Annotated in this window: 23 protein-coding genes; 14 read left to right on the plus strand and 9 right to left on the minus strand. The window is 71.7% G+C overall.

Annotated elements, in window-relative coordinates:
• Positions 1–250 precede the first annotated feature (250 nt).
• The 4 genes from ACSUPV_RS13750 (at position 251) to ACSUPV_RS13765 (ending at position 2,223) form a co-directional block, all read left to right on the plus strand.
• A complete protein-coding gene (locus ACSUPV_RS13750) occupies positions 251–475 on the plus strand; it encodes a hypothetical protein (protein WP_031114313.1) in 225 nt (74 codons plus the stop codon).
• A 207-nt stretch (positions 476–682) separates the two neighbouring features.
• Positions 683–1,330: a TetR/AcrR family transcriptional regulator gene (locus ACSUPV_RS13755; protein ID WP_031114312.1), complete on the plus strand. Its 648-nt coding sequence runs from the start codon at positions 683–685 to the stop codon at positions 1,328–1,330.
• Between the two features lie 135 nt (positions 1,331–1,465).
• A complete protein-coding gene (locus ACSUPV_RS13760; protein WP_031114311.1) occupies positions 1,466–1,693 on the plus strand; it encodes a DUF3107 domain-containing protein in 228 nt (75 codons plus the stop codon).
• Positions 1,694–1,953: 260 nt separating this feature from the next.
• Entirely contained in the window at positions 1,954–2,223 is a 270-nt protein-coding gene (locus tag ACSUPV_RS13765; protein WP_037766295.1) for a hypothetical protein, read from the plus strand.
• Between the two features lie 114 nt (positions 2,224–2,337).
• On the opposite strand, the gene ACSUPV_RS13770 is transcribed toward ACSUPV_RS13765, so the two are convergent.
• A complete protein-coding gene (locus tag ACSUPV_RS13770; RefSeq protein WP_382614019.1) occupies positions 2,338–3,084 on the minus strand; it encodes a ferritin-like domain-containing protein in 747 nt (248 codons plus the stop codon).
• Positions 3,085–3,564: 480 nt separating this feature from the next.
• Between ACSUPV_RS13770 and ACSUPV_RS13775 the strand changes: the two genes are divergently transcribed.
• Both ACSUPV_RS13775 and ACSUPV_RS13780 read left to right on the plus strand, forming a co-directional pair.
• The gene (locus ACSUPV_RS13775) at positions 3,565–6,309 is read left to right on the plus strand and encodes a DEAD/DEAH box helicase (RefSeq protein WP_436947568.1); all 2,745 of its coding nucleotides are present in this window, start codon (positions 3,565–3,567) and stop codon (positions 6,307–6,309) included.
• A 244-nt stretch (positions 6,310–6,553) separates the two neighbouring features.
• Positions 6,554–7,432, plus strand: a complete 879-nt coding sequence (locus ACSUPV_RS13780; protein ID WP_031119140.1) for an alpha/beta fold hydrolase — start codon at positions 6,554–6,556, stop codon at positions 7,430–7,432.
• A gap of 7 nt (positions 7,433–7,439) precedes the next feature.
• Here ACSUPV_RS13780 and ACSUPV_RS13785 read toward each other — a convergent pair whose 3' ends face one another.
• A complete protein-coding gene (locus tag ACSUPV_RS13785; protein ID WP_382614016.1) occupies positions 7,440–8,333 on the minus strand; it encodes an NYN domain-containing protein in 894 nt (297 codons plus the stop codon).
• A gap of 229 nt (positions 8,334–8,562) precedes the next feature.
• Here ACSUPV_RS13785 and ACSUPV_RS13790 point away from each other — a divergent pair, with 229 nt between their 5' ends.
• Together ACSUPV_RS13790 and ACSUPV_RS13795 are read left to right on the plus strand one after the other, a co-directional pair.
• Positions 8,563–8,715: a hypothetical protein gene (locus ACSUPV_RS13790; protein ID WP_003992775.1), complete on the plus strand. Its 153-nt coding sequence runs from the start codon at positions 8,563–8,565 to the stop codon at positions 8,713–8,715.
• Between the two features lie 134 nt (positions 8,716–8,849).
• Complete coding sequence (locus ACSUPV_RS13795; protein ID WP_436947569.1) at positions 8,850–10,931, plus strand: trypsin-like serine peptidase; 2,082 nt, start codon at positions 8,850–8,852, stop codon at positions 10,929–10,931.
• A gap of 6 nt (positions 10,932–10,937) precedes the next feature.
• Here ACSUPV_RS13795 and ACSUPV_RS13800 read toward each other — a convergent pair whose 3' ends face one another.
• From ACSUPV_RS13800 to ACSUPV_RS13810, 3 genes are all read right to left on the minus strand, one after another.
• A complete protein-coding gene (locus ACSUPV_RS13800; protein WP_031119142.1) occupies positions 10,938–11,543 on the minus strand; it encodes a MarC family protein in 606 nt (201 codons plus the stop codon).
• A 93-nt stretch (positions 11,544–11,636) separates the two neighbouring features.
• On the minus strand, positions 11,637–12,497 hold the full coding sequence (locus ACSUPV_RS13805; protein WP_037766283.1) for a PHP domain-containing protein: 861 nt from the start codon (positions 12,495–12,497) through the stop codon (positions 11,637–11,639).
• Between the two features lie 191 nt (positions 12,498–12,688).
• Positions 12,689–13,330, minus strand: a complete 642-nt coding sequence (locus tag ACSUPV_RS13810) for a DUF6758 family protein (protein ID WP_078650978.1) — start codon at positions 13,328–13,330, stop codon at positions 12,689–12,691.
• 159 nt (positions 13,331–13,489) lie between these two features.
• Between ACSUPV_RS13810 and ACSUPV_RS13815 the strand changes: the two genes are divergently transcribed.
• Positions 13,490–14,713 carry an MFS transporter gene (locus ACSUPV_RS13815; protein ID WP_436947570.1) on the plus strand — a complete coding sequence of 408 codons (1,224 nt, stop codon included), beginning with the start codon at positions 13,490–13,492 and terminating at the stop codon, positions 14,711–14,713.
• Positions 14,714–14,743: 30 nt separating this feature from the next.
• On the opposite strand, the gene ACSUPV_RS13820 is transcribed toward ACSUPV_RS13815, so the two are convergent.
• A complete protein-coding gene (locus tag ACSUPV_RS13820; RefSeq protein WP_382614009.1) occupies positions 14,744–15,328 on the minus strand; it encodes a suppressor of fused domain protein in 585 nt (194 codons plus the stop codon).
• Between the two features lie 457 nt (positions 15,329–15,785).
• Here ACSUPV_RS13820 and ACSUPV_RS13825 point away from each other — a divergent pair, with 457 nt between their 5' ends.
• Positions 15,786–16,901 carry a magnesium and cobalt transport protein CorA gene (locus ACSUPV_RS13825; protein WP_037766276.1) on the plus strand — a complete coding sequence of 372 codons (1,116 nt, stop codon included), beginning with the start codon at positions 15,786–15,788 and terminating at the stop codon, positions 16,899–16,901.
• Between the two features lie 23 nt (positions 16,902–16,924).
• Positions 16,925–17,440, plus strand: coding sequence for a hypothetical protein (locus ACSUPV_RS13830; RefSeq protein WP_037766273.1), 516 nt, complete (start codon positions 16,925–16,927; stop codon positions 17,438–17,440).
• Between the two features lie 4 nt (positions 17,441–17,444).
• Here ACSUPV_RS13830 and ACSUPV_RS13835 read toward each other — a convergent pair whose 3' ends face one another.
• Complete coding sequence (locus tag ACSUPV_RS13835) at positions 17,445–18,200, minus strand: hypothetical protein (RefSeq protein ID WP_436947571.1); 756 nt, start codon at positions 18,198–18,200, stop codon at positions 17,445–17,447.
• 213 nt (positions 18,201–18,413) lie between these two features.
• Here ACSUPV_RS13835 and ACSUPV_RS13840 point away from each other — a divergent pair, with 213 nt between their 5' ends.
• Genes ACSUPV_RS13840 through ACSUPV_RS13850 form a run of 3 tightly spaced genes read left to right on the plus strand, consistent with a single transcriptional unit; the run spans position 18,414 to position 21,466 of the window.
• Complete coding sequence (locus ACSUPV_RS13840) at positions 18,414–19,700, plus strand: magnesium transporter MgtE N-terminal domain-containing protein (RefSeq protein WP_436947572.1); 1,287 nt, start codon at positions 18,414–18,416, stop codon at positions 19,698–19,700.
• Positions 19,690–20,289 carry a DUF1003 domain-containing protein gene (locus ACSUPV_RS13845; protein ID WP_382614003.1) on the plus strand — a complete coding sequence of 200 codons (600 nt, stop codon included), beginning with the start codon at positions 19,690–19,692 and terminating at the stop codon, positions 20,287–20,289. Before ACSUPV_RS13840 ends, ACSUPV_RS13845 begins: the two co-directional genes overlap by 11 nt.
• Positions 20,290–20,332: 43 nt before the next feature.
• On the plus strand, positions 20,333–21,466 hold the full coding sequence (locus ACSUPV_RS13850; protein ID WP_031119152.1) for an Mrp/NBP35 family ATP-binding protein: 1,134 nt from the start codon (positions 20,333–20,335) through the stop codon (positions 21,464–21,466).
• Positions 21,467–21,592: 126 nt separating this feature from the next.
• Here ACSUPV_RS13850 and ACSUPV_RS13855 read toward each other — a convergent pair whose 3' ends face one another.
• Entirely contained in the window at positions 21,593–22,264 is a 672-nt protein-coding gene (locus tag ACSUPV_RS13855) for a hypothetical protein (RefSeq protein ID WP_037766267.1), read from the minus strand.
• A 226-nt stretch (positions 22,265–22,490) separates the two neighbouring features.
• On the minus strand, positions 22,491–22,931 hold the full coding sequence (locus tag ACSUPV_RS13860) for a sec-independent translocase (RefSeq protein ID WP_031119154.1): 441 nt from the start codon (positions 22,929–22,931) through the stop codon (positions 22,491–22,493).
• Positions 22,932–22,993 lie beyond the last annotated feature (62 nt).

A 22,993-nucleotide genomic window follows, 5' to 3' on the forward strand; every position in this document is an offset into this window, starting at 1 on the left:
TCGCCGTCACAGGAATCGGTCATAAGGGAGGGGCAGATGCCAGAGGGAGAGGGGCAGATGACGGGGCACACGGGAAGCACCAGGGCAAGCAGCAAGGGAAACGAGGGAAGCAGCCGACGGGATGCGCACTGCGTCACGTTCCGGACGCGGATCGCATAGCGTCCGGAACGGGTGTCTCCTAGGCTCGTACAGAGGGCACCCGCGTGTGGCCCCTGTATCCCCAGGGACGTTCGTAGGAAGGGAGCCCAGCATGGCCGTAGACCCCACCGACCCGGAGACGTTCGAGGCCGAGGACGCGCCGGAGGCGCAGGAGTACGACGTCGAGGCCCCCGTGGTCGACGCGGCCGAGCAGCACGCGGACCTCGCGCCGATCCGCGACGACCCGCTGACCGGCGTCGACCCGGACCGCGCCAACGAGGCCGACCTGGTGGAGCAGACCCGGATCGTCTCGCTCGACGAGGACGACTACCGGTGATGCCCGTCGCCGCAGGGCGACGGACCGCACCATCGAGCAGGAAAGAGGCCGCATTTTGCCCGCTCTGCCCCTGTTTGAAACCTTCGCAACCGCTTTCGTAACCGTCCGGTCCGTGAAATCCTGCGCTCTCACCGCGCACACCACGGTTACCGAAAAGTACGATGGCGACGCGGCCAGATCCGCACGTGGACGACTATGGGAGGCGGCGTGACAGCCATCGAGCAGACAGAGGCGGTTCGCCCGCGGGGCACACGCCTGCCGCGCCGTGCCCGACGGAACCAGCTCCTGGGCGCGGCCCAGGAGGTCTTCGTGGCCCAGGGCTATCACGCGGCCGCGATGGACGACATCGCAGAGCGCGCCGGCGTGAGCAAGCCGGTGCTCTACCAGCACTTCCCCGGCAAGCTCGACCTCTACCTCGCGCTGCTGGACCAGCACTGCGAGTCGCTCATCCAGTCCGTGCGCAACGCGCTCGCGTCGACGACCGACAACAAGCAGCGCGTCCGGGCGACGATGGACGCCTACTTCGCGTACGTCGAGGACGACGGCGGCGCCTTCCGCCTGGTCTTCGAGTCGGACCTGACGAACGAGCCCGCGGTGCGCGAGCGCGTCGACAAGGTCACCAACGAGTGCGCGGAGGCGATCTGCGACGTGATCGCCGAGGACACCGGCCTGTCGCGCGCGGAGTCGATGCTGCTCGCCTCGGGCCTGGGCGGCCTCGCCCAGGTGGTGGCCCGCTCCTGGCTGCACAGCGACCGCAGCGTGCCGCGCGACCAGGCGGTGCAGCTGCTGACCTCGCTGGCGTGGCGCGGCATCGCGGGCTTCCCGCTGCACGGGACGGACCAGCAGCACCACTGACGGCCGCGTTGTTCCCGTCCGATGTTCGCTCGTGGCGTTCTCGGGCGGAGCCTGTACGTCCCCTCACCGGGCTAATGTGTGCTGCGTACGGCGCGGAAGGTCGCGCACATCACTGACCGTCGGAGGGACATAGCCGTGGAGGTCAAGATCGGCGTGCAGCACGCGCCCCGCGAGATCGTTCTGGAGAGCGGTCAGAGTGCCGAGGAGGTCGAGCGGGCCGTGTCGGAGGCGCTGGCCGGGAAGTCGCCGCTGCTGACCCTCGTGGACGAGCACGGCCGCAAGGTCCTGGTGCCGGCCGACCGTCTCGCCTACGTCGAGATCGGTGAGCCGGCCCCGCGCAAGGTGGGCTTCGGCGCGCTCTGAGCGCAGCATCCCGGCGCTGTACGCGCAGGCGTGCGGGCGCCGAGGGCGCAGGCAAGCAGTGAGGCGGGGCGGCTGTCGGCCGCCCCGCCCCTGTGTGTGCACTCCCACCCCATCCGTGTACTCCCACCCCGTGCGGCACACGGGTTCCTTCACGTATGGAGCACAAGTCGCCCCTGGAGGTGGATTGGATTCCGCAGGTCAGGGGTAAGACGGGCTACGACCGTTCCGGCCAGGCCGGCCATGTGGGAGGGACCCCCGACATGCTCCTGGAAGCGCTGAGCTCCGCGATCCTCGGCCTCGCTCTGGCGTGGGCGGCCACGCATCGCCTGCCGCACCGTCTCCCGGCCCGCCCGCTGGTCCTGTCGACCGGCGTCGCCGGTGCCCTGTTCGGGGCCTTCGTGATGCACAGCGCGCTCGACGCCGGGCACCTGCTGCTGGTGCTGCTCGGCGCGGTGATCGTCTCGGTGGCCTCGCTGTCGCTGCTGCTGCGCCCCTCGGGAAGACTGCGCCGCCGATCGGCGACCGCCTGACGGGTCGCCGATGGTGGCGCTTCGGACGACGCGGCGGCGGCCCCTCAGGACCGGCGGCCCCACGCGAGGGCGACGGCCCTGAAGCCGGGCGCGGAGCCTGACCGCGGAGCCTGACTAGGCCGCCAGCCCCAGCGCGGCCATCCGCTTGGTGTGCGCCTCGGTGATCCGGGAGAACATCTTGCCGACTTCGGCGAGATCGAAGCCGTCCGCGACACCGCCCACCAGCATGGTCGACAGCGCGTCCCGGTCGGCGACCACCCGCTGGGACTGCGACAGGGCCTCGCCCATCAGCCGCCGCGCCCACAGCGCGAGCCGCCCGCCCACCCGGGGGTCCGCGTCGATCGCGGCCCGCACCTTCTCCACGGCGAAACCGCCGTGCCCCGTGTCGTCGAGCACGGCCAGCACCAGGGAGCGGGTGTCGGAGTCCAGCCGGGCGGCGACCTCCCGGTAGAAGTCGCTGGCGATCGAGTCGCCTACGTAGGCCTTGACGAGGCCCTCCAGCCAGTCCGAGGGCGCCGTCTGCTTGTGGAACCCGTCGTACGCGGCGACGAACGGCTCCATCGCGGAGGTCGGCTCCTCCCCGATGTCGGCGAGCCGGTCGCGCAGCCTCTCGAAGTGGTGGAACTCGGCCGAGGCCATCTTCGCCAGCTCCGCCTTGTCCTCCAGGGTCGGTGCCAGCTTGGCGTCCTCCGCGAGCCGCTCGAACGCCGCCAGCTCCCCGTAGGCGAGCGCGCCGAGCAGGTCCACGACCGCGGCGCGGTACTGCGGGTCGGCGGAGGCCGTCGCCCAGTCCCGGGCGGCTACTCCGGTGTGTTCGGGGGCGGTGTCCGAGGCGTTCTCAGGCTTGTCAGAGCTCGTCATGAAGCGCACAATAGCCCGCCCGCCGGGAGCCGTAAGGCCCTGGTCAATCACTGTGACGACGACTACGTGACCAAATCGGCCATCGCATGTGCGCGATTCCGGGGTATGGTGGTAATGCGCCTGCTGGTACGTCGTCGTACCTCGACAGGCCGCACGTATGAGGATGCCCGGTCGGTGGCCCGATCGGCTCCGACCCGACAGCCCTCCCCGGCCGTACGGCACTGCGCGTATGAGACCCGGAGGGGACACCCTCAGCGGCACGAGCGCTAGAGCGTCGGCGCGGTCCCGTGCTCTACGGCCCGCCCGTAGGCAGCCGACGTCCCCGGCACGGTCCTTGACACGACCCCCGCGCTCGCCTCGCGCCGCCCACACAGAAGAGGCAGCACCCTGACTACGACGTTCCGAGAGCTCGGAATCCTTCCCGAGACCGCCGAGGCCCTGGAGGCCGTCGGCATCATCACCCCCTTCCCCATCCAGGAGATGACGCTCCCCGTGGCCCTGTCGGGCACGGACGTCATCGGCCAGGCCAAGACCGGCACCGGCAAGACGCTGGGCTTCGGCCTCCCGCTCCTCGAGCGCGTCACCGTCCCCGCCGACGTCGAGGCCGGACGCGCCAAGCCCGAGGACCTCACCGACACCCCGCAGGCCCTCGTCGTCGTCCCCACGCGCGAGCTGTGCACGCAGGTCACCAACGACCTCCTGACGGCCGGCAAGGTCCGCAACGTCCGCGTGACGGCGATCTACGGCGGCCGGGCCTACGAGCCCCAGGTCGAGGCGCTCAAGAAGGGCGTCGACGTGGTCGTCGGCACCCCGGGCCGCCTGCTCGACCTCGCCGGGCAGAAGAAGCTGAACCTGAAGCACGTCAAGTGCCTGGTCCTCGACGAGGCCGACGAGATGCTCGACCTGGGCTTCCTGCCCGACGTCGAGAAGATCATCAACATGCTGCCGGTGCGCCGCCAGACCATGCTGTTCTCGGCCACCATGCCGGGCGCGGTCATCGGCCTGGCCCGCCGCTACATGTCGCAGCCCACGCACATCCGGGCCACGGCGCCGGACGACGCGGGCGCGACGGTCGCGAACACCAAGCAGTTCATCTACCGCGCGCACAACATGGACAAGCCCGAGATGGTCGCGCGCATCCTCCAGGCCGAGGGCCGCGGGCTGGCCATGGTCTTCTGCCGCACCAAGCGCACCGCGGCCGACCTCGCCGACCAGCTGAAGCAGCGCGGCTTCGCCTCCGGCGCGGTCCACGGCGACCTCGGCCAGGGCGCCCGCGAGCAGGCGCTGCGCGCCTTCCGCAACGGCAAGGTGGACGTGCTCGTCTGCACCGACGTCGCCGCCCGCGGCATCGACGTCGAGGGCGTCACGCACGTCATCAACTACCAGTCGCCGGAAGAGGAGAAGACGTACCTGCACCGCATCGGCCGTACGGGCCGCGCGGGCGCCAAGGGTACGGCGATCACGCTCGTCGACTGGGACGACATCCCGCGCTGGCAGCTGATCAACAAGGCGCTGGAGCTGGACTTCAACGACCCGCCGGAGACGTACTCCACGTCCCCGCACCTCTACTCCGACCTCGGCATCCCCGAGGGCACGAAGGGCATCCTGCCGCGCTCGGAGCGCACGCGCGCAGGGCTCGACGCGGAGGAGCTGGAGGACCTGGGCGAGCCGGGCGGCCGGGGGCCGCGCGGTCGGGGCGACCGCGGTGGCCGTGGTGGCCACGGCAGCCGGGACGAGTCCCGGTCGGCCGACCGCGAGCGTCCGTCGCGTACGCCGCGGCGCCGCCGCCGTACGCGCGGCGGAGCGCCGTTGGACGGTGCGCCGGAGACCTCCGGCACCACGGCGACCGGCCCGGAGACCGCCGCCACCGGCGGTGCCGGCGCTACCGCCGAGGCCGAGGCCGTCACCGCGCCGCGCACCCCGCGTCGCCGTCGACGCACGCGTGGGGGTGCCCCGGCCGAGTCGACGCCGGTCACGGCCGTCGAGTCCGCGGCCTCCGCTGCCTCCGCTGCCTCCGCTGCCTCCGCTGCCTCCGCTGCCTCCGCTCCGGCGGAGAACGCCGTCGCGACGGCGGAGGGCACGAGCCCGGAGGCGCCGGAGGCGGCGAAGCCGCGCCGCCGCCGGACGCGCCGGTCGGAGACGCCGGTCGCGCAGACGCCGGTTGTGGAGACGCCGGTGGCGGAGACGCCCATGGTGGAGACCGAGGCCGCGGTGACGCCGTCGGTCGCGGAGTCCACGCCTGCTGTGGATGCCGCGTCGGTGACCACGGAGCCCGAGGCCGCCGCGGCCAAGCCGCGCCGCCGCACCCGCAAGGCCGCGGTGTCCACGGCGTCCGCGGCCGAGTCGGCGCTCGACACGGCCGAGGGCGTCACCGAATCCGCCCAGGAGCCGGCCGAGGCGAAGCCGCGCCGCACGCGCAAGGCGGCGGCGAAGGCCGAGGTTCCCGCCGAGGGGGCCGAGGCTACTGAGACCAAGCCCCGGCGCACGCGCAAGACGGCCGCCCCGGCGGAGGAAGCGGTCGACACGGCTGAGGCCACCGAGGCCAAGCCGCGCCGCACGCGGAAGACCACCGCAGCCTCCAAGGCCGCCGAGGCCGCCGAGGCCGCCGAGGCCGCCGTCGACACCGCCGAGGGCGCGGAAGCCAAGCCCAAGGCCCGCCGCACCCGCAAGACCGCCGAGCCCGAGACCGCCGCCGCCGGAATCCCGGCCCAGACGGCCCAGGAACCGCAGGCCACCGCCGAGACCAAGCCCCGGCGTACCCGCAAGACCGCCGCGTCCAAGACGGCCGCCAAGGCCGAGGCGAGTCTCGACACGGCCGAGGCGACCGAGGCCAAGCCGCGCCGCACGCGGAAGTCGGCGGCCGCCGCTCAGGCTGCGGAAACTCCGGAAGCCGTCGAGGCCAAGCCGCGCCGGACGCGGAAGACCACGGCAGCCTCCAAGGCCGCCGAGGCCGCCGTCGACACCGCCGAGGGCGCGGAAGCCAAGCCCAAGGCCCGCCGCACCCGCAAGACCGCCGAGCCCGAGACCGCCGCCGCCGGAATCCCGGCCCAGACGGCCCAGGAACCGCAGGCCACCGCCGAGACCAAGCCCCGGCGTACCCGCAAGACCGCCGCGTCCAAGACGGCCGCCGCGCCGGCCGAGGTCTCCGACGACGCACCCGAGGCGAAGCCCAGGGCCCGTCGCTCGCGGAAGGCCACGGCCGCAGCGGAGCCCACGGAGGGCTGACGCTCCACCCGACGGCCCGGTCCCACCCCGGTGGGACCGGGCCGTCGGCGTTCGTCCGACGCGCCCGGCCACCCCGCCCTCACCCGGCGGCCGGCTGCCACCCCTGGTCGGACCAGGCCACCGCCCTTCACCGACCCGCCCGACCACCCCACCCCACCCCACGGCTCCCTCCCACCCCCACTCGAACCAGGCCACCGCCACTCGCCCCACGCACCCGACCGCCCCCAGCCGCTACCCTCACCCCGTGACCAGCCACCCCACCTTCCCCCCACCCCCGGGCGCCCGCGCATACCGCCTGCGCACCCCCCGCGGTGAGTTCGCCGTCGTCGACTCGTCGCCGGGGCCGGGCACGGAGTTCAGGGGCGTCGCCCTGATGCTGCCCGGATTCACCGGCAGCAAGGAGGACTTCAGCCTGCTGCACGGGCCGCTCGGCGAGCGTGGGTACCGGGTCGTCGCCGTGGACGGGCGGGGGCAGCACGAGTCGGACGGGCCCGTGGACGACGAATCCGCCTACGCCCAGCGGGAACTGGCCCGGGACGTGCTGGCCCAGGCCGAGGCGCTCGGCGTTCCCGTGCACCTCGTCGGGCACTCGCTCGGCGGGCAGATCGCCCGTGCCGCCGTGCTGCTCGATCCCTCCCCGTTCCTCTCCCTGACCCTGGTGTCGTCCGGCCCGGCGGAGATCTCCGTCTCGCAGCAGCAGCGCGTGAAGCTGCTGCGGGACGCGCTCGCCGTGATGTCGATGGAGGAGGTGTGGGAGGCCATCCAGGCCATGGGACCGCCGGAGGAGGTCGGCGGACCCGCCCGCGGCATCGGCGACCAGGAGCAGTTGCGCCGCCGCTGGCTGGGCAACAGCCCCGCCCAGCTCCTCGCGACCGGACGCCAGTTGTGCACCGAGCCGGACCGCGTCGCCGAACTCGCCGCCGTACCACTGCCGTTCCACGTCCTGTCGGGCGCGCACGACGACACCTGGCCGGTGGCGGTCCTCGACGACATGGCCGAGCGGCTGTCCGCGCACCGCACGGTCGTCACGGGAGCCGAGCACTCCCCCAACGCCGACCGTCCCCTGCCGACGGCCCACGCCCTGGCCGACTTCTGGGACGGCCTCCGGGAGAGCCAGTGCTGAGTCCGAGCTAGTACTGCGTCCGCAGGTGCTCCCAGAAGCCGTCGCGCAGTGCGCGCCGCAGGTCGGCCTGGCCTCGCAGGGAGTACTGGAGCAGGCTCTCCGCCTCGACCAGCAGGTCCTGGTCCACCGAGCCTGGCAGGTACGGGTGTCCGGGCAGCAGCTCCACGAGCGTGTCCCGGCCTCGGGCCGCCAGCCATTTCGCCGCGATCTGCGCGCCCACGAACCGCACGTCCTCACGGGCGGGCCGGCCCGCGGTCGTCTCGTAGGCGGGGGCCGCGCGGCGGGAGACGTACGGCTTGAAGAAGTCGAGGTCGAAGGTGCGCTGGCTGTCGACCTCCCACAGCAGAGGTTCCGCCTGGTTGCGGCCCTCCGGCGCCTCGATGCCCCAGAGGTGGACCCGGGCGCCGTAGCCCTGGGCGGCCTCCACCGCCGACACCAGGTCCTCGTCGCCGCCGAGCAGGGCCGCGTCGCTGATGGCGCGGTGGCGGGCGAGGGACTCCAGGTCGGAGCGGATGAGGGAGTCGACGCCCTTCTGCTGGTTGTTGGCGTTGAGGTTGCCCAGCCGCACCTTGACGTCGGGCAGCTCCGCGATGGTCTGCTGCTCGGCCGTGTGGATGCGGCGGCGGGCGCCGTCGTACCAGTAGACCCGTAGCAGCCTGCTGTCCGCGAAGATCGTGCGGGCGCGGTCGATGAAGGCGTCGATCAGGCCCTCGGCGTCCAGGTCGAAGGCGCGGCGGTCCTCCGTGCCGGCGACGAGTCGTCCCGCGGCCGCGTACAGGTACCCGGCATCGACGAAGATCGCGTGGGTCGAGGGCGTCTTCGCCACCTCGGCGAGCATGCGCTGGAGCAGCTCGTTGGTGCGGTCGATGCGGGCGCTGAGGGCCGCGAGGTCGTCGTTCATCACCTCCATTGTCCCGGCGGTCACGCTGCGAACACAACCGGTCCCGGTCGGTCCCGTAACCACACTCTTACGGCTCATTAATTAGCCGCTCGAAAAATTTCCTTAGCGTAGGGAATGTTTGAAGGGTGCGTCCCTGTTGACCCATACGGAACACCGAGCACCGAAGCCTGGTGGGCCGCTCACTCAAGTAGTTCTCCAACAGGAGGATGACCAGACGAAGGGAGAAGCCTTGCGCTTCGAAATCATGCGACTCGACGACGTCGACGGCACGCCTGTGGACTCGACCGTTGTGGACGCCGCCTCCGTCAACCGCATCGTTCAGCAGGCCGCCGCCATCGGGCAGCGCCTGTGGATCCGCCCGGCCGAGACCACGGCCTCATAACGCGCGGCTCTCCCACACCCCTCGGAGCCCCCGCCCGGCATCGGCCGTGCGGGGGCTCCGCTGTTGCGGACCGTCCTGGTCGGGGGCGTACTGGCTGAGAGGCACGGCGCGAACGAGAACAGGACGGTGACCGCATGTCGGTGACGGGCCGGTCGAACGAGGAGTTGCACGAGCAGGCCGCGGCGGAGGCGGCGCGACGGTACGAGGACTCCGCCGCGGAGCGCGAGCGGGTCGAGGACCGGCTGGCGGCCGGCGTCCGGTTCCCGGACGACCCGGACGCGCTCGCCGTCCGCGCCGACCGGATCCTCGACCGGGGCGGTCTGTCGCCCTCGGCGGTGGTGGCGAGCATCCACGGCGAGGCCATGGACCTGCCCGACACCAACGAACGCATCATCAACCTGTCCAACGAACTGCAGGCCTGGAGCTTCCTGCCGCGCGGGGTCAGGGCCGGGGCCACGGTCGCCCGGATCACGCTGCGCCGCGACGGCCGCGAGCTGCCGCACGGCACGGGCTTCATGGTGTCGCCGCGGCTGATGATGACCAACCACCACGTGCTCCCCGACGAGGGCTTCGCCCGCGACTGCTTCGTGGAGTTCAACGCCCAGATCACGGCCGACAACGTGCCCGACACCGTCGTCCGGATGGAGCTCGACCCGGGGACCTTCTTCGCCGCGGACAGGCGGCTCGACTTCGCGCTCGTGGCGGTCGCGCCCACCCCGGACGGCCGTCCGCCGGGCGAGGTCTTCGGCTGGAACCGGCTGAGCGTCCAGCTCGGCAAGCTGGTGCTCGGCGAGAAGGTGAACATCATCGGGCATCCGCAGGGGCGCCTGAAGGAGATCGCCCTGCGCGACAACGCGGTGCTGGTACGGCTCGACGACTTCGTCCACTACACGACCGACACCGAACCCGGTAACTCGGGCTCCCCCGTCTTCAACGACCAGTGGGAGGTCGTGGCCCTGCACCACAGCGGTGTGCCGAAGAAGGACGACCAGGGGCGTCTCCTGCGCAAGGACGGCCGGCCCTGGAACCCGGGCGACGGCGACGACGCGATCGACTGGGTCGCCAACGAGGGCGTCCGCATCAGCTCGATCCTGAAGCACCTGGCCGGGCTGGACCTCGACCCCGGTCGGCGCACCCTGCTGGCCGAGCTGGGCCCGGACTCGGGCCTGGACCGCGGCACGGTCACCCGGCCGGCGCTCCAGCCGGAGCAGACGACGGCCGTGGTGTCCGGCGGCACGGCCCCGCAGACCACTGCGGGCGCGGTGACCGCGAGAGAGGCCCGGGCGGTGCCCCCCAAAGCCGGGCTCCCGGCCCGCGGCACCGCCTTCGGCGGCCGACGGCACGTGGTCTTCCTGCACGGCAGGGACCAGCAGAGCAAGGAGCCGGTGGACCTCCGCCGGAAATGGACGGCCGGTCTGAACCGCGGACTCACCCTCGCGGCGCTGGCGCCGGTCGACCCGGAGGACATGTGGTTCCCGTTCTACGGCACGAGACTGCACAACCTGGTGAGCGGCAGGGAGAGCACGACCGGAGCCATCGGCCTCGACCAGATGAGCGCCGCCGCTGCCGCCGAGGCGTTCGCCGCGGAGTCGCCCACGGGCTCCTACGAGCAGTTGCTGTACGAGGCGGCCACCCGGGCCGGCATGCCCCAGGACGGGCCGGCGGCCACGGAGGGCTTCGGGGCGGGTCTGGTCGGGGCCCTGCACCGGCCGCTGAGCTGGCTGGCCGCCAGATCCGACCTGGACGAGTGGACCATCGCCACGTTCCTGCGGGACGTCGACCTGTACCTCGCCGACGCGGCCGTGCGGCAGGCCGTACTGGACAGCGTCCTGGAGACGATGCCCACCGAGGGCGAACTGGTGCTGGTCACGCACAGTCTCGGCACGGTCGTCGGCATGGACCTGCTGACCCGGCTCCCCGACGGGCTCGATCCCGTCCTGCTGGTGACGGCGGGCAGTCCGCTCGGGATGGACGGCGTCAACGGACGGCTCCTCGCCCGCGGCCCGCACCGGCCGCCCCGGGTGCGCGAATGGGTCAACGTCTGGTGCCCCACCGACGCGGTGGCGATCGGCTGCCCGCTGGCGGACGAGCGGTGGGGGAAGCTCACCCAGCTGGCCGTCGCCAACGGCCGCGACCGCGCGCACGACATCGACGAGTACCTGGCCCACCCGGGAGCGGCCGGCGCGATCGGCTCGGTGCTCGCCGGCCGGGTCTGACAGCCGTCAGCTCGCCTGGATCACCTGGGTGACGCCGTTGATGATCTGCTGCACGGCGATCGCGGAGAGCATCATCCCCGCGAGCCGCGTCACCAGCACCACGCCGCCGTCCTTGATGATCCGGATGATCACCAGCGAATAGCGCATCACCAGCCACAGCACGACGTGGATGGCGAGGATCGCCGTCCACACCGACACCTGCGCGGCGACGCTGTGGGCCTTCTGCACGGCGAGGATGACCGACACGATCGCACCGGGTCCCGCCAGCAGCGGCATGCCCAGCGGCACGAGAGCGACGTTGACGTCCTTGGTCTGCTTCGGCTCGTCGGTCTTCCCGGTGAGCAGGTCGAGCGCGATGAGCAGGAGCAGCAGCCCGCCCGCGATCATCAGCGCGGGCACGGAGACGTGCAGGTAGTCGAGGATCTGGTGCCCCAGGAGCCCGAACACGGTGATCACACCGCCGGCCACGCAGACGGCCTGGAAGGCCATCCGCTTCTGCACCTTCCCGGGCCGGCCGGCGGTGAGCGCGAGGAAGATCGGGGTGATCCCCGGGGGATCCATGATGACGAAGAGGGTCAGGAACAGGGAGCCGAAGACAGCGAGGTCGAACATGAGCGTGATGGCCTTGCGGGTGTGAGTGGAGCGCGCGGACGGCACGGCGGACAGCGCCGAGTGCCTGAGAAACGGAACTGGGGGAGAGAGACCTCAGACGGCTCCGCCGGCCCCCGGCACCGGAAACGCCCCGAAGGCCCGCCGCGTGATCTCCCCGTACACCTCGGGATCGGTCGTGTACTCCCCGAGCACACACGTCTTCCGGCTGCCGTGGTAGTCGGAGGACCCGGTCACGAGCAGCCCCAGCTCCTTCGCCAGCCCCCGCAGCCGCGCCCGCGTGTCCGCGTCGTGGTCCATGTGGTCGACCTCGATGCCGTCCAGCCCGGCCGCGGCCATCTCGGCGATCGCGGCCTCCGGCACCGTGCGCCCCCGCTTGCTCGCCCCGGGATGCGCGAACACCGCGACCCCGCCCGCGCCCTTGATGAGGCGGATGGCCTCGAAGGGGTCGGTCTCGTGCTTCTCGACGAAGGCGCGGCCGCCGTCGGCCAGCCAGTCCTGGGTGAAGGCGTCGTTCACGGTCGGCACCACGCCCAGCTCGACGAGCGCGGTCGCCACGTGCGGACGCCCGACGGACCCGTCACCGGCGATCCGCAGCACCTGTTCCCAGGTCACGGGCACGCCCAGTTCGCGGAGCTTGGCGACCATGGCCTGGGCCCGCGGCACCCGGTCGTCCCGGACCAGTTCCCGCTCGGCGAGCAGCGCCGGCTCCTCGGGGTCGAAGAGGTAGGCCAGCATGTGCATGCTGATGCCGTCGATCCGGCAGGACAGCTCGGCGCCGGTGACCAGCGTGAGCCCCTCGGGCAGCGCGGCGACCGCCTCGGCGTGTCCGCGGGTGGTGTCGTGATCGGTGAGCCCGACGACGTCCAGTCCGGCCGCGGCGGCCTTGCGCACCAGCTCGGCCGGGGTGTCCGTGCCGTCGGAAGCGGTGGAGTGGGTGTGCAGATCGATACGCACGACACGGACTCCAGACACGAACGACACGAACAGGGCTGCTCAAGGATAACCGTATTTTTCCAGCCCCCTGTCACACCCGAACCCCCCAAGCACCCCCTACACTCACACCCCCAAGGGGCGCGGGGAACCGCGCACCCGGCCAACGGCCACCCGCAGCCGCCGACGAAGAGAAATCCACCGCCCCCTGGGCGCTACGGCCCGAGCAAGCGCGGCGACAACGCACCGCAGGGCACCAGCTCGACCTCGGCACCGGCGTCCCGCAGATCCGCCAGCACCAACTCGTCGTACATGAGCAGCCCCGACTGCTCGGGCCACACCACGGCCCACAGCCACATTCCGAGCGCCTCCCCGGCGAACACCGCGCGGTCACCCGGCACCCCGGAGACGTGCCACAGCGGCGTCGGCCGCCCGGCGGCCAGCACCTTCGCCTGAGCCGGCTTCCCCACATCCATGTACGGCCCGGGATCGGGTCCGTCCATCCCGGCGTACCGGGCCCCGAGTCCGACCCCCAGCTCCTCGGCGACCAGGATCAGCTCGCCCATCCCGCCGAGCGGCCCGGGCCCGGTGCAGGCCACGGCCGTGGCTCGGCCACCCGTACGGTCGTCCCCCGCGCAGGCCACCCCCGTGAACAGCCAGCCCACCGGGAGCGGCCACGGCATCCACACCGGCACCCGCGTGCGGTGCACCACGACGTTGAGGGCGTCGACGCTGGGCGGTATCACGGGCTGCACCGGATGGACGGTGCCGTGCACATCGCACTGCCACGAGTCGGAGAAGAGGCCGGGAGCCCTGACCCGGCCACCGCACTTCGGGCAACTGGGTTCGCCCCTCATAGGGCCCCACGGTCCTACCCCCGCCCCGCCGCGTCAAGGACGATCACCCATCCGGACGGAACCCTTCACCACCCACACTAGATGCAGCTTGCATTAATTAGCTTGGCTAACTTACTATGTGCATATACCAACTACTTCCGTCTCGGAAAGGGAGCAAGCATGGACCCCTTCGACGCCGGAGCGGGCGGCCTCCTGAAGCAGCCCAAGTCCGTGTGGGCGACCGCCGGGGCGTCGGTCGTCGCCTTCATGGGCATCGGACTCGTCGACCCGATCCTGCCGTCCATCGCCCGGGGCCTCGACGCCACGGCCGGCCAGGTCTCCCTGCTCTTCACCTCGTACTTCCTGATCACCGCCGTCGCGATGCTGGTGACCGGCTTCGTCTCCAGCCGGATCGGCGGCCGGAAGACCCTGCTGCTCGGCCTCGCGTTCGTGGTCGTCTTCGCCGGGCTCGCCGGCACGTCCGGCTCGGTCGGCGAACTGGTCGGGTTCCGCGCGGGCTGGGGGCTCGGCAACGCGCTCTTCGTCTCCACCGCCCTCGCCGTGATCGTCGGCGCGGCGGCCGGCGGCAGCGCCGCGGCGATCCTGCTGTACGAGTCGGCCCTCGGGCTCGGCATGGCCTGCGGCCCGCTGCTGGGCGCCCTGCTCGGCGACGCCAGCTGGCGCTACCCGTTCTTCGGCACGGCGTTCCTGATGGCCGTCGGCTTCCTGTGCATCGCGGCGTTCCTGAAGGAGCAGCCGAAGCCCGCCCGCAGGACCTCGCTACTGGACCCGCTCAAGGCCCTCGGCCACGGCGGACTCGCCTCCGCGGCGCTCTCGGCGTTCTTCTACAACTACACGTTCTTCACCGTGCTGGCCTTCACGCCGTTCGTGCTGAACATGAGCCCGTACCGCTCGGGCGCGGTGTTCTTCGCCTGGGGCGTGCTGCTCGCCGTCTTCTCGGTGATCGTGGCACCCCGGCTGCAGAAGCGGTTCGGCTCGCTGAAGGTGCTCGGCGGCTCGCTGGTGCTGCTCGCGGCCGACGTGCTGGTGCTCGGCTACGGCTCCCACACCACGGCCGTCGTCTGCACGATCCTGTCCGGCGCGTTCATCGGCGTGAACAACACCGTCTACACGGAGCTGGCGCTCGGCGTCTCGGACGCGCCCCGGCCGGTGGCGAGCGCGGGCTACAACTTCGTGCGCTGGTTCGCGGCGGCCGCCGCCCCCTACTTCGCGCCGAAGATCGAGGAGTGGACCGACGTCCACATGCCCTTCGTGGTGGCCGCGGTCACGGCCGTGCTGGGCGCCCTCGTGGTCGTCGCACGGCGCAGGGCCCTCACCCACGAGGCCGAGGAGCTGGAGCCGAAGCACGCGACCGAGGACGGTGTCACCGTCTTCGCCAACTGAGGCTTTCCGGCCAGGGGTTGGTGACCTTCCTCACTCCAACGGGACGGACGTCCGGGACGGATCCCGGAGGTCCGTCCCCTGGTTCAGCCACCGCTCCCGCAGCGCCTGCGCGCCGTGCACGCGCTTCCAGGCCGCCTCGTTCGGCGTCATCGGCAGCAGCGGCAGGAACCGTACGGGGTCGAGGGGCTCGTCGAGCTCCAGGTCCTCGACCAGACCGCCCGGCTCGGCGACCAGGACCGAGGTGAAGGGGGCGCCGGGCCACAGCGGCTCACCGACGTCGAGGGAGGCGCCGGGAGCCACGACCAGCCCCTCCACCTGCGGCGACGCGCCCAGCACGGCGAGCGGGCGCAGCACCTTGTCGGTGTCGGCGCGCCCCGCGCGGACCGACAGGACCAGCTCCGCGCGCGGGCCCTTCACGGGGTCGGCGACCACGGCCGTCGGGTCCGTCATGGGGTGCGCGGACATGCCGAGCGTGGCGTAGCGGACGATGTCGCCCTCCTGGAAGCGGAGCACCTCGATGCGGTCCGTGCCCAGGAAGGTGACGGCCGCGCGCGCGTCCGGTTCGCCCAGTGCCGTACGCAACCGGGCCTCGACCAGAGGAAGAACATCTGCCATGCGGCGAGCATAGAACTCGTCAGTAGCGGGCAAACAAGCGCCTTGACACGTCGGGCGACTGATACTCTTGCCCGGTGGTTCGGGGCAGCACGCAGAAGCGTCGCGATCAAGCCTCGACGCCGAAGGAACTCCCTTACGAGGGACCGGCCGGAGGAGGTGGGACTGCAATGGACCGAAGTCGACCGTGCAGTAGCACCACGCTCTTCCCGCCGCTGACGTAGCTGTTCTGGCTCTGGCTGGTCGCCACCTCTCGCACTCGCTTCACGCGGAAGAGCGCTTCGTTTCGCTTTGCCTGATCTGCCTCAGTAGCTGAATCAGTAACGAGACGCGCCACCGCGACGGTGCGGTGCTCCCCGCTTTGTGGACGTGCCAAACATCCCCAGTCACAACGTCCTCATTCCGGGTAGCTCCACCCGACGCCGGCGTCTTTCGTTGCCCGCCCGCGAAGGAGCCCGCCATGTCGATGATCCGCGACCTGCGCGCCGTCGTCCGCCCGTCCCGCGTGTCGCTCCGCAAGGACAGTGGGACGTACGACGCCACCCGCAGCCCCGCGACGGCGTCCGCCGTCGTCGACTGCGCCGTCTACCGGGACGGCCGCCGCATCGAGACCGAGACCCCGCTGACCCCGCACGAGGCGGTGCGCCTGGTGCGCCGCGACGGCGGCTTCGTGTGGATCGGCCTCCACGAGCCGACCGAGGCCGAATTCTCCGGCATCGCCAGTGAGTTCGGGCTGCACCCGCTGGCCGTGGAGGACGCCGTCCAGGCCCACCAGCGGCCCAAGCTGGAGCGCTACGACGACTCCCTCTTCACGGTCTTCAAGACCATCCACTACGTGGAGCACGACCAGCTCGACGCCAACAGCGAGGTCGTCGAGTCCGGCGAGGTGATGTGCTTCACCGGTCGGGAGTTCTTCATCACCGTCCGGCACGGCGGGCAGGGCTCCCTGAGGGCCCTCAGGCACCGTCTCCAGGACGACCCGGAGCTGCTCGCCAAGGGCCCCTCCGCCGTGCTGCACGCCATCGCCGACCACGTCGTCGACGGGTACATCGCGGTCGCCGACGCGGTGCAGGACGACATCGACGAGGTCGAGACCGAGGTGTTCTCCCCGGGCCGCAAGGGCGCGCCGCGCGGCACGGACGCCGGCCGGATCTACCAACTCAAGCGCGAGGTGCTGGAGTTCAAGCGGGCCGTGTCGCCGCTGCTGCGCCCCATGCAGCTGCTGAGCGAGCGGCCGATGCGGCTGATCGACCCGGACATCCAGAAGTACTTCCGGGACGTCGCCGACCACCTCGCCCGCGTCCAGGAGCAGGTCCTCGGCTTCGACGAACTGCTCAACTCCATCCTCCAGGCCAACCTCGCGCAGGCGTCCGTGGCGCAGAACGAGGACATGCGGAAGATCACCTCGTGGGCCGCGATCATCGCCGTGCCGACGATGGTGTGCGGGGTGTACGGCATGAACTTCGACCACATGCCGGAGCTGCACTGGCGGTACGGCTACCCGGCGATCATGGGCATCACGGTGGTCATCTGTCTGGGCATCCACCGCACGCTGAAGCGGAACGGCTGGCTGTGAGCGGCGCGGATAGGCTGGTGCCCATGACAAGCGAGCTGCTCGACCGGGCCCTCGTCGAGGAGGCCACGAAGAAGTCCGGCCTCGTCTGGGTCCAGGGCCCGGACGCCCCGGCGCGTGCCCTCTGGCACGTGTGGCACGAGGGTGCCGCGTGCCTGGTCGGCGACGGGCCGGGCGAGCAGCCGCTGCCGGGGCTGGCCGACGGTGCCGAGGCCCGGGTGACGGTCCGCAGCAAAGACAAGGGGGGCCGGCTGGTCTCCTGGACGGCGCGGGTCACCCAGCTCGCGCCGGGCACCGAGGCGTGGGACGCGGCGGTCGCCGAGCTGAAGGGCAAGCGGCTGAACGCGCCCGACGGCGAGGCCATGACCGACCGCTGGGCCCGTGAGTGCCGGGTGCTGCGCCTGGAGCCGACCGGGGCGACGGCACCGCTGCCCGACGACTCGCTGTCCGAGCCCCCGCTGCCGTCCCCGGCCATCACCCGCCGGCCGATCCCGGCGGGTCTGCCCCGCCTGCTGCTGAAGAAGCGCAAACGCGGGCGGTGACGCCTCAGGACGTCGGCAGCTGCTTGCCGTAGTCCACCGTCTCGTTCCTCTCCGGCTCCCTGAGGGAGAAGTCCTCCCCCCAGGCGGAGAACGTGAGGGTGCCCGCACCGCCGGCCCGCTCCAGGCGCAGCGGGTACGGCTTGCCCTCCAGGGAGACCTCCAGGGTGCCGCCGGAGCCCTTGTCGCCGGTGACCCGGATGGTGCGGACGCCCGCCTGCTCGTCGTGGCCGTCCGTGGCGAGGGTGCCGTGCAGGGTCAGCAGACCGTCGAGGAGGACCGCCTTGTCCGTGAAACCGCTGAACTTCTTGTACGAGGGGTCGCCCTGCGGCACCTTGACGAACTTGCCGCCGAGCTTGAAGGCCGCCGCCGCGTCCCCCGTGCCGCCCTCGCCCTGGCCGCTGCCGTGACTCCAGAACTCCGCACCGGCCTTGACGTAGAGCTGCTCGCCGATGCGCAGCAGCTCGAAGGTCGCGCCCTGCGTGGTCACCGAGCCGGTGCCGCCGTCGTCCTTCAGCCGCATGTCGAGCGCGTACGTCCGTCCGCCGCTGACGACGTTGCCGTGCACGCGGACCGCCCCGGCGGACTCGGCGGCCGCGCGGGTCTTGCCCTGGATCTTCTGGGCGGGCAGCCGGCCGACGCCGTTGGTGCCCTCGTTCGGATCCTCCGCGCAGCCCGTGAGCACCGTTCCCGTCACGAGCAGTGCGCACATCGCGCTCGCGAGCGCGGCACTGCGGCTACGGCCCTGGCGAATCGGAGTCACAGGTGGGGCTGCCTCTCTGACGGGAGACCTGAACGGCGTACGGCAGGGTACCGGGGTCGTGGCGGCCGATCGGAGCCGGTCCGTCCGGACCGGCCGCCGACGCAACCCCGATCGGGACGGGCTAGCCTGAAGCCCACCCGAGCGGGCAATTCGGAGAAGACAGGCACAAAGGCAAGCAACAGGAAACACCCCGCACGTAAAGGAGCCGCGGCCATGGCAGCGGGCGCCCCCCGGATCTTCGTATCGCACCTCTCCGGTGTCGCCGTCTTCGACCCCGCCGGCGACCAGGTGGGGCGGGTGCGCGATCTGGTCGTCATGCTGCGGGTCGGCCAGAAGCCGCCGAGGCTGCTCGGTCTCGTCGTCGAACTCGCCACCCGCCGCCGCATCTTCCTGCCCATGACCCGGGTCACGGCCATCCAGTCCGGCCAGGTCATCACCACCGGCGTGCTCAACGTCCGGCGCTTCGAGCAGCGGCCCACCGAGCGGCTGGTCTTCGGGGAGCTGCTGGACCGGCGCGTCACGCTCACCGAGACCGGCGAGGAGGTCACCGTCCTCGACCTGTCGGTGCATCAGCTGCCCGCCCGCCGGGACTGGGAGATCGACCGGGTCTTCGTCCGCAAGGGCAGGAAGGGCGGTGCCTTCCGGCGCGCCAAGGGCGAGGCGCTGACCGTCGAGTGGTCCGCCGTCACCGGCTTCTCCCTGGAGGAACAGGGGCAGGGCGCCGAGAGCCTGCTCGCCACGTTCGAGCAGCTGCGCCCCGCCGACCTGGCCAACGTCCTGCACCACCTCTCCCCCAAGCGCCGCGCCGAGGTCGCCGCCGCCCTGGACGACGACCGGCTGGCCGACGTGCTGGAGGAGCTGCCGGAGGACGACCAGATCGAGATCCTCGGCAAGCTGAAGGAGGAGCGCGCCGCCGACGTCCTGGAGGCCATGGACCCGGACGACGCGGCCGACCTGCTCGGCGAACTGCCGACGGACGAGCAGGAGCGGCTGCTGAGCCTGATGCAGCCGGGCGACGCGGCCGACATGCGGCGCCTGATGTCGTACGAGGACCGTACGGCGGGCGGTCTGATGACCACCGAGCCGATCGTGCTGCGCCCGGACTCCACCGTCGCCGACGCCCTCGCCCGGATCCGCAACCCCGACCTCTCCCCCGCCCTGGCCGCCCAGGTGTACGTGTGCCGGCCACCGGACGAGACGCCGACCGGCAAGTACCTCGGCACGGTCCACTTCCAGCGCCTGCTGCGGGAGCCACCACCCGCCCTGGTCAGCTCGATCGTGGACAGCGACCTGCAACCGCTCGACCCCGACGCGGACCTGCCCGCCATCGCCGGGTTCTTCGCCACGTACGACATGGTCGCGGCGCCCGTGGTGGACGAGGCCGGGTCGCTGCTGGGCGCGGTGACCGTGGACGACGTGCTCGACCACATGCTCCCGGAGGACTGGCGGGAGACGGAGTTCCAGATGGACGAGGAGGAGGTGGCGACCGATGGTTCCTGAGCGCGAGAGCCTGCGCGAACGCACGCCGGCGGGTGCCACGGCGGCTTCCCGGCCGCGCACCGCCCGCCTCGACCAGCCGGGTGTGCCGAGGCGCCGCATCCTGCCCGAGTACGACCCGGAGGCCTTCGGGCGGCTGTCGGAACGCATCGCGCGCTTCCTCGGCACCGGGCGGTTCCTGGTCTGGATGACGGCCGCCATCATCCTGTGGGTGGCCTGGAACACCCTCGCCCCGCGCGACCTGCGCTTCGACGAGTACCCGTTCATCTTCCTGACCCTGATGCTGTCCCTCCAGGCCTCCTACGCCGCCCCGCTGATCCTGCTCGCGCAGAACCGGCAGGACGACCGCGACCGGGTCAACCTGGAGCAGGACCGCAAGCAGAACGAGCGGTCGATCGCGGACACCGAGTACCTGACCCGCGAGGTCGCCGCGCTGCGCATCGGCCTGGGCGAGGTCGCCACCCGCGACTGGATCCGCTCGGAACTCCAGGACATGGTCAAGGAACTGGAGGGACGGCAGAACGGCCACCGTCACGACGCCGTCGTATTCCCGGCGGAACGGTCACGGGGACGTGACGCAGACGACCGCTGACGGGCTTTCCTACGCACCGGTACGGCGCCGTACCATCGTCCTTATGGCTACGGAAGACGCGGTGCGCGAGGCACTGGCGACGGTGAACGACCCCGAGATCCACAAGCCCATCACCGAACTCGGGATGGTCAAATCCGTGGAGATCGGCGCGGACGGGGCGGTCGCGGTCACCGTGTACCTCACGGTCTCGGGCTGCCCGATGCGGGACACCATCACGCAGCGCGTGACCGAGGCGGTCTCCCGCGTCGAGGGCGTCACCCGCGTCGACGTCACGCTCGACGTGATGAGCGACGAGCAGCGTCGCGAGCTGGCCTCCGCCCTGCGCGGCGGCCAGACCGAGCGCGAGGTCCCCTTCGCCAAGCCGGGCAGCCTGACCCGCGTCTACGCGGTCGCCTCCGGCAAGGGCGGCGTCGGCAAGTCCTCGGTGACGGTCAACCTGGCCGCGGCGATGGCGGCCGACGGCCTGAAGGTCGGTGTCGTCGACGCCGACATCTACGGCCACTCGGTGCCGCGCATGCTGGGCGCCGACGGCAGCCCGACCCAGGTCGAGAACATGATCATGCCGCCGTCGGCGAACGGCGTGAAGGTCATCTCCATCGGCATGTTCACCCCGGGCAACACCCCGGTCGTCTGGCGCGGCCCGATGCTCCACCGCGCCCTCCAGCAGTTCCTGGCGGACGTGTACTGGGGCGACCTGGACGTCCTCCTCCTGGACCTGCCGCCGGGCACCGGCGACATCGCGATCTCCGTCGCCCAGCTGGTCCCGAACGCCGAGATCCTGGTCGTCACGACCCCGCAGCAGGCCGCTGCCGAGGTCGCCGAGCGCGCCGGCTCCATCGCCGTCCAGACCCATCAGAAGATCGTCGGCGTGGTCGAGAACATGTCCGGCCTGCCCTGCCCGCACTGCGGCGAGATGGTCGACGTCTTCGGCACGGGCGGCGGCCAGGCGGTCGCCGGCGGCCTGACCCGCACGACCGGCACCAACGTCCCGGTCCTCGGCAGCATCCCCATCGACGTCCGCCTCCGCGAGGGCGGCGACGAGGGCAAGCCGGTCGTCCTGACGGACCCGGACTCCCCGGCGGGCTCGGCCCTGCGCGCGATCGCGGGCAAGCTGGGCGGCAGGCAGCGGGGGCTGTCGGGCCTGTCGCTGGGGATCACTCCGCGGAACAAGTTCTAGATCCCTTGGGGCAGCGTCCCTCAGGGGCGCGGGGAACTGCGCGAGCAACCACAGACGGCCCGCAGCCGCCCGACGGCAGGATCCCCCACGGCGAAGGGGCGCCGAAAACCCGGCGCCCCAGGGAACTCACGCGTACGCGGCGATGTCCTTCACCACGGCGAAACCGAGCCCGTACGCGCTCATGCCACGCCCGTACGCACCCACATGGACCCCTGCCGAAGTCGACCCGGCCAGAACCCAGCCGAACTCCGACTCCCGGTAGTGGAACGCCGTCGGCACCCCGTCCACGGGAAGCGACAGCGTCGACCAGTCGGCCCCGTCGAGGTCGTCCGCCAGCACCCACGCCGTCTCGGTCTGCTGCTCCAGCCAGTCGTCCCGCAGCGCGTGGTCCATCTGCCCGGGCCAGGTGAAGGACAGCAGCCCCACACCGGCGAGCCACGCCGCGGACGACACCGACGTGGCCTCCAGCAGCCCCGTGCCGTCGGCACTGCGTCGTGAGGGATTCGCCGCCACGGTCACGACGACCGCGAACTTCTCCTTGGCTTCCTGATCGCCCCCGGCGGCATGCTCGTTGCGCACCGTGGGCTCGTCACCGTGCCCGATCGACCCGTGTTCGACGGCCCCGTCGGCCGTCATACCGACCTGCATCAGCCAGCGCGGCCCCGTGAAGGCCTCGTCGAGGCCGTACCACGGGAAGGGCGCGCGCAGGTAGCCGTCGACCGTACGCCGGGCGGAGGGGACCTGCTGTCCGCCCTCCGCGGCCGACGCCTGCGCGACTGCCCGACTCGTCGTCTCCATGTGCCCGGACGCCTCCTCGCTCTAGTCGGACCGGAGCGGCCCGCCCCCCATCGGGCGTACTCGTCCCGTCCGCACAACAACTCGGCAGCATAGCCACACCGCTGCGAGCAGCAGGGAAACCGCCCGGCGCGTGGGCCGCACGGGCGCCTTGTTCAGGCCGTACACAGCCCGACCGGAGTATGAGACGCGTCACGCGCGCCGGGGCGCGCACCCCGGGGCGTGTCGCTCAGGTGGCGTCGGCGTCGAAGGGCGGCCGGTCGTCCCGGTCGGGCGTCTCGGGCTTCTTGGTCATGTCGATCCGGCCGCCGGAGGAGCCGGACGACGAGGAGGACGAGGTGTCCGAGTCGCGGCCGTGGACGGCGTCGGTGACCTCGGCCATCTCCTTCTTCAGGTCGAAGCCGTTGCGGATCTCCTTGAGCCCCAGGTCCTCGTTGTCCAACTGCTTGCGGATGAACGTCTTGGGGTTGAGGTCCTCGAACTCGAAGTCCTTGAACTCCGGGCCGAGTTCCTCCCGGATGTCCTGCTTGGCGCTCTCCGAGAACTCACGGATCTTCCGGATCGTGCGCGTCACGTCCTGGATGACCTTGGGGAGCTTGTCCGGACCGAAGACGAGCACGGCAAGGACGATGAGCGTCACCAGCTCGAGTGGTCCTATGTCATTGAACACCTGAAGCTCCTTGCGATGTCCTCGGTCCTCGGCCCTCGGTGGTCGGTGCGGGTGTTGCCGTG

It is taken from the genome of Streptomyces sp. SudanB52_2052 (assembly GCF_964272415.1).
In the GTDB taxonomy this organism is placed as follows: Bacteria; Actinomycetota; Actinomycetes; order Streptomycetales; family Streptomycetaceae; genus Streptomyces; species Streptomyces olindensis.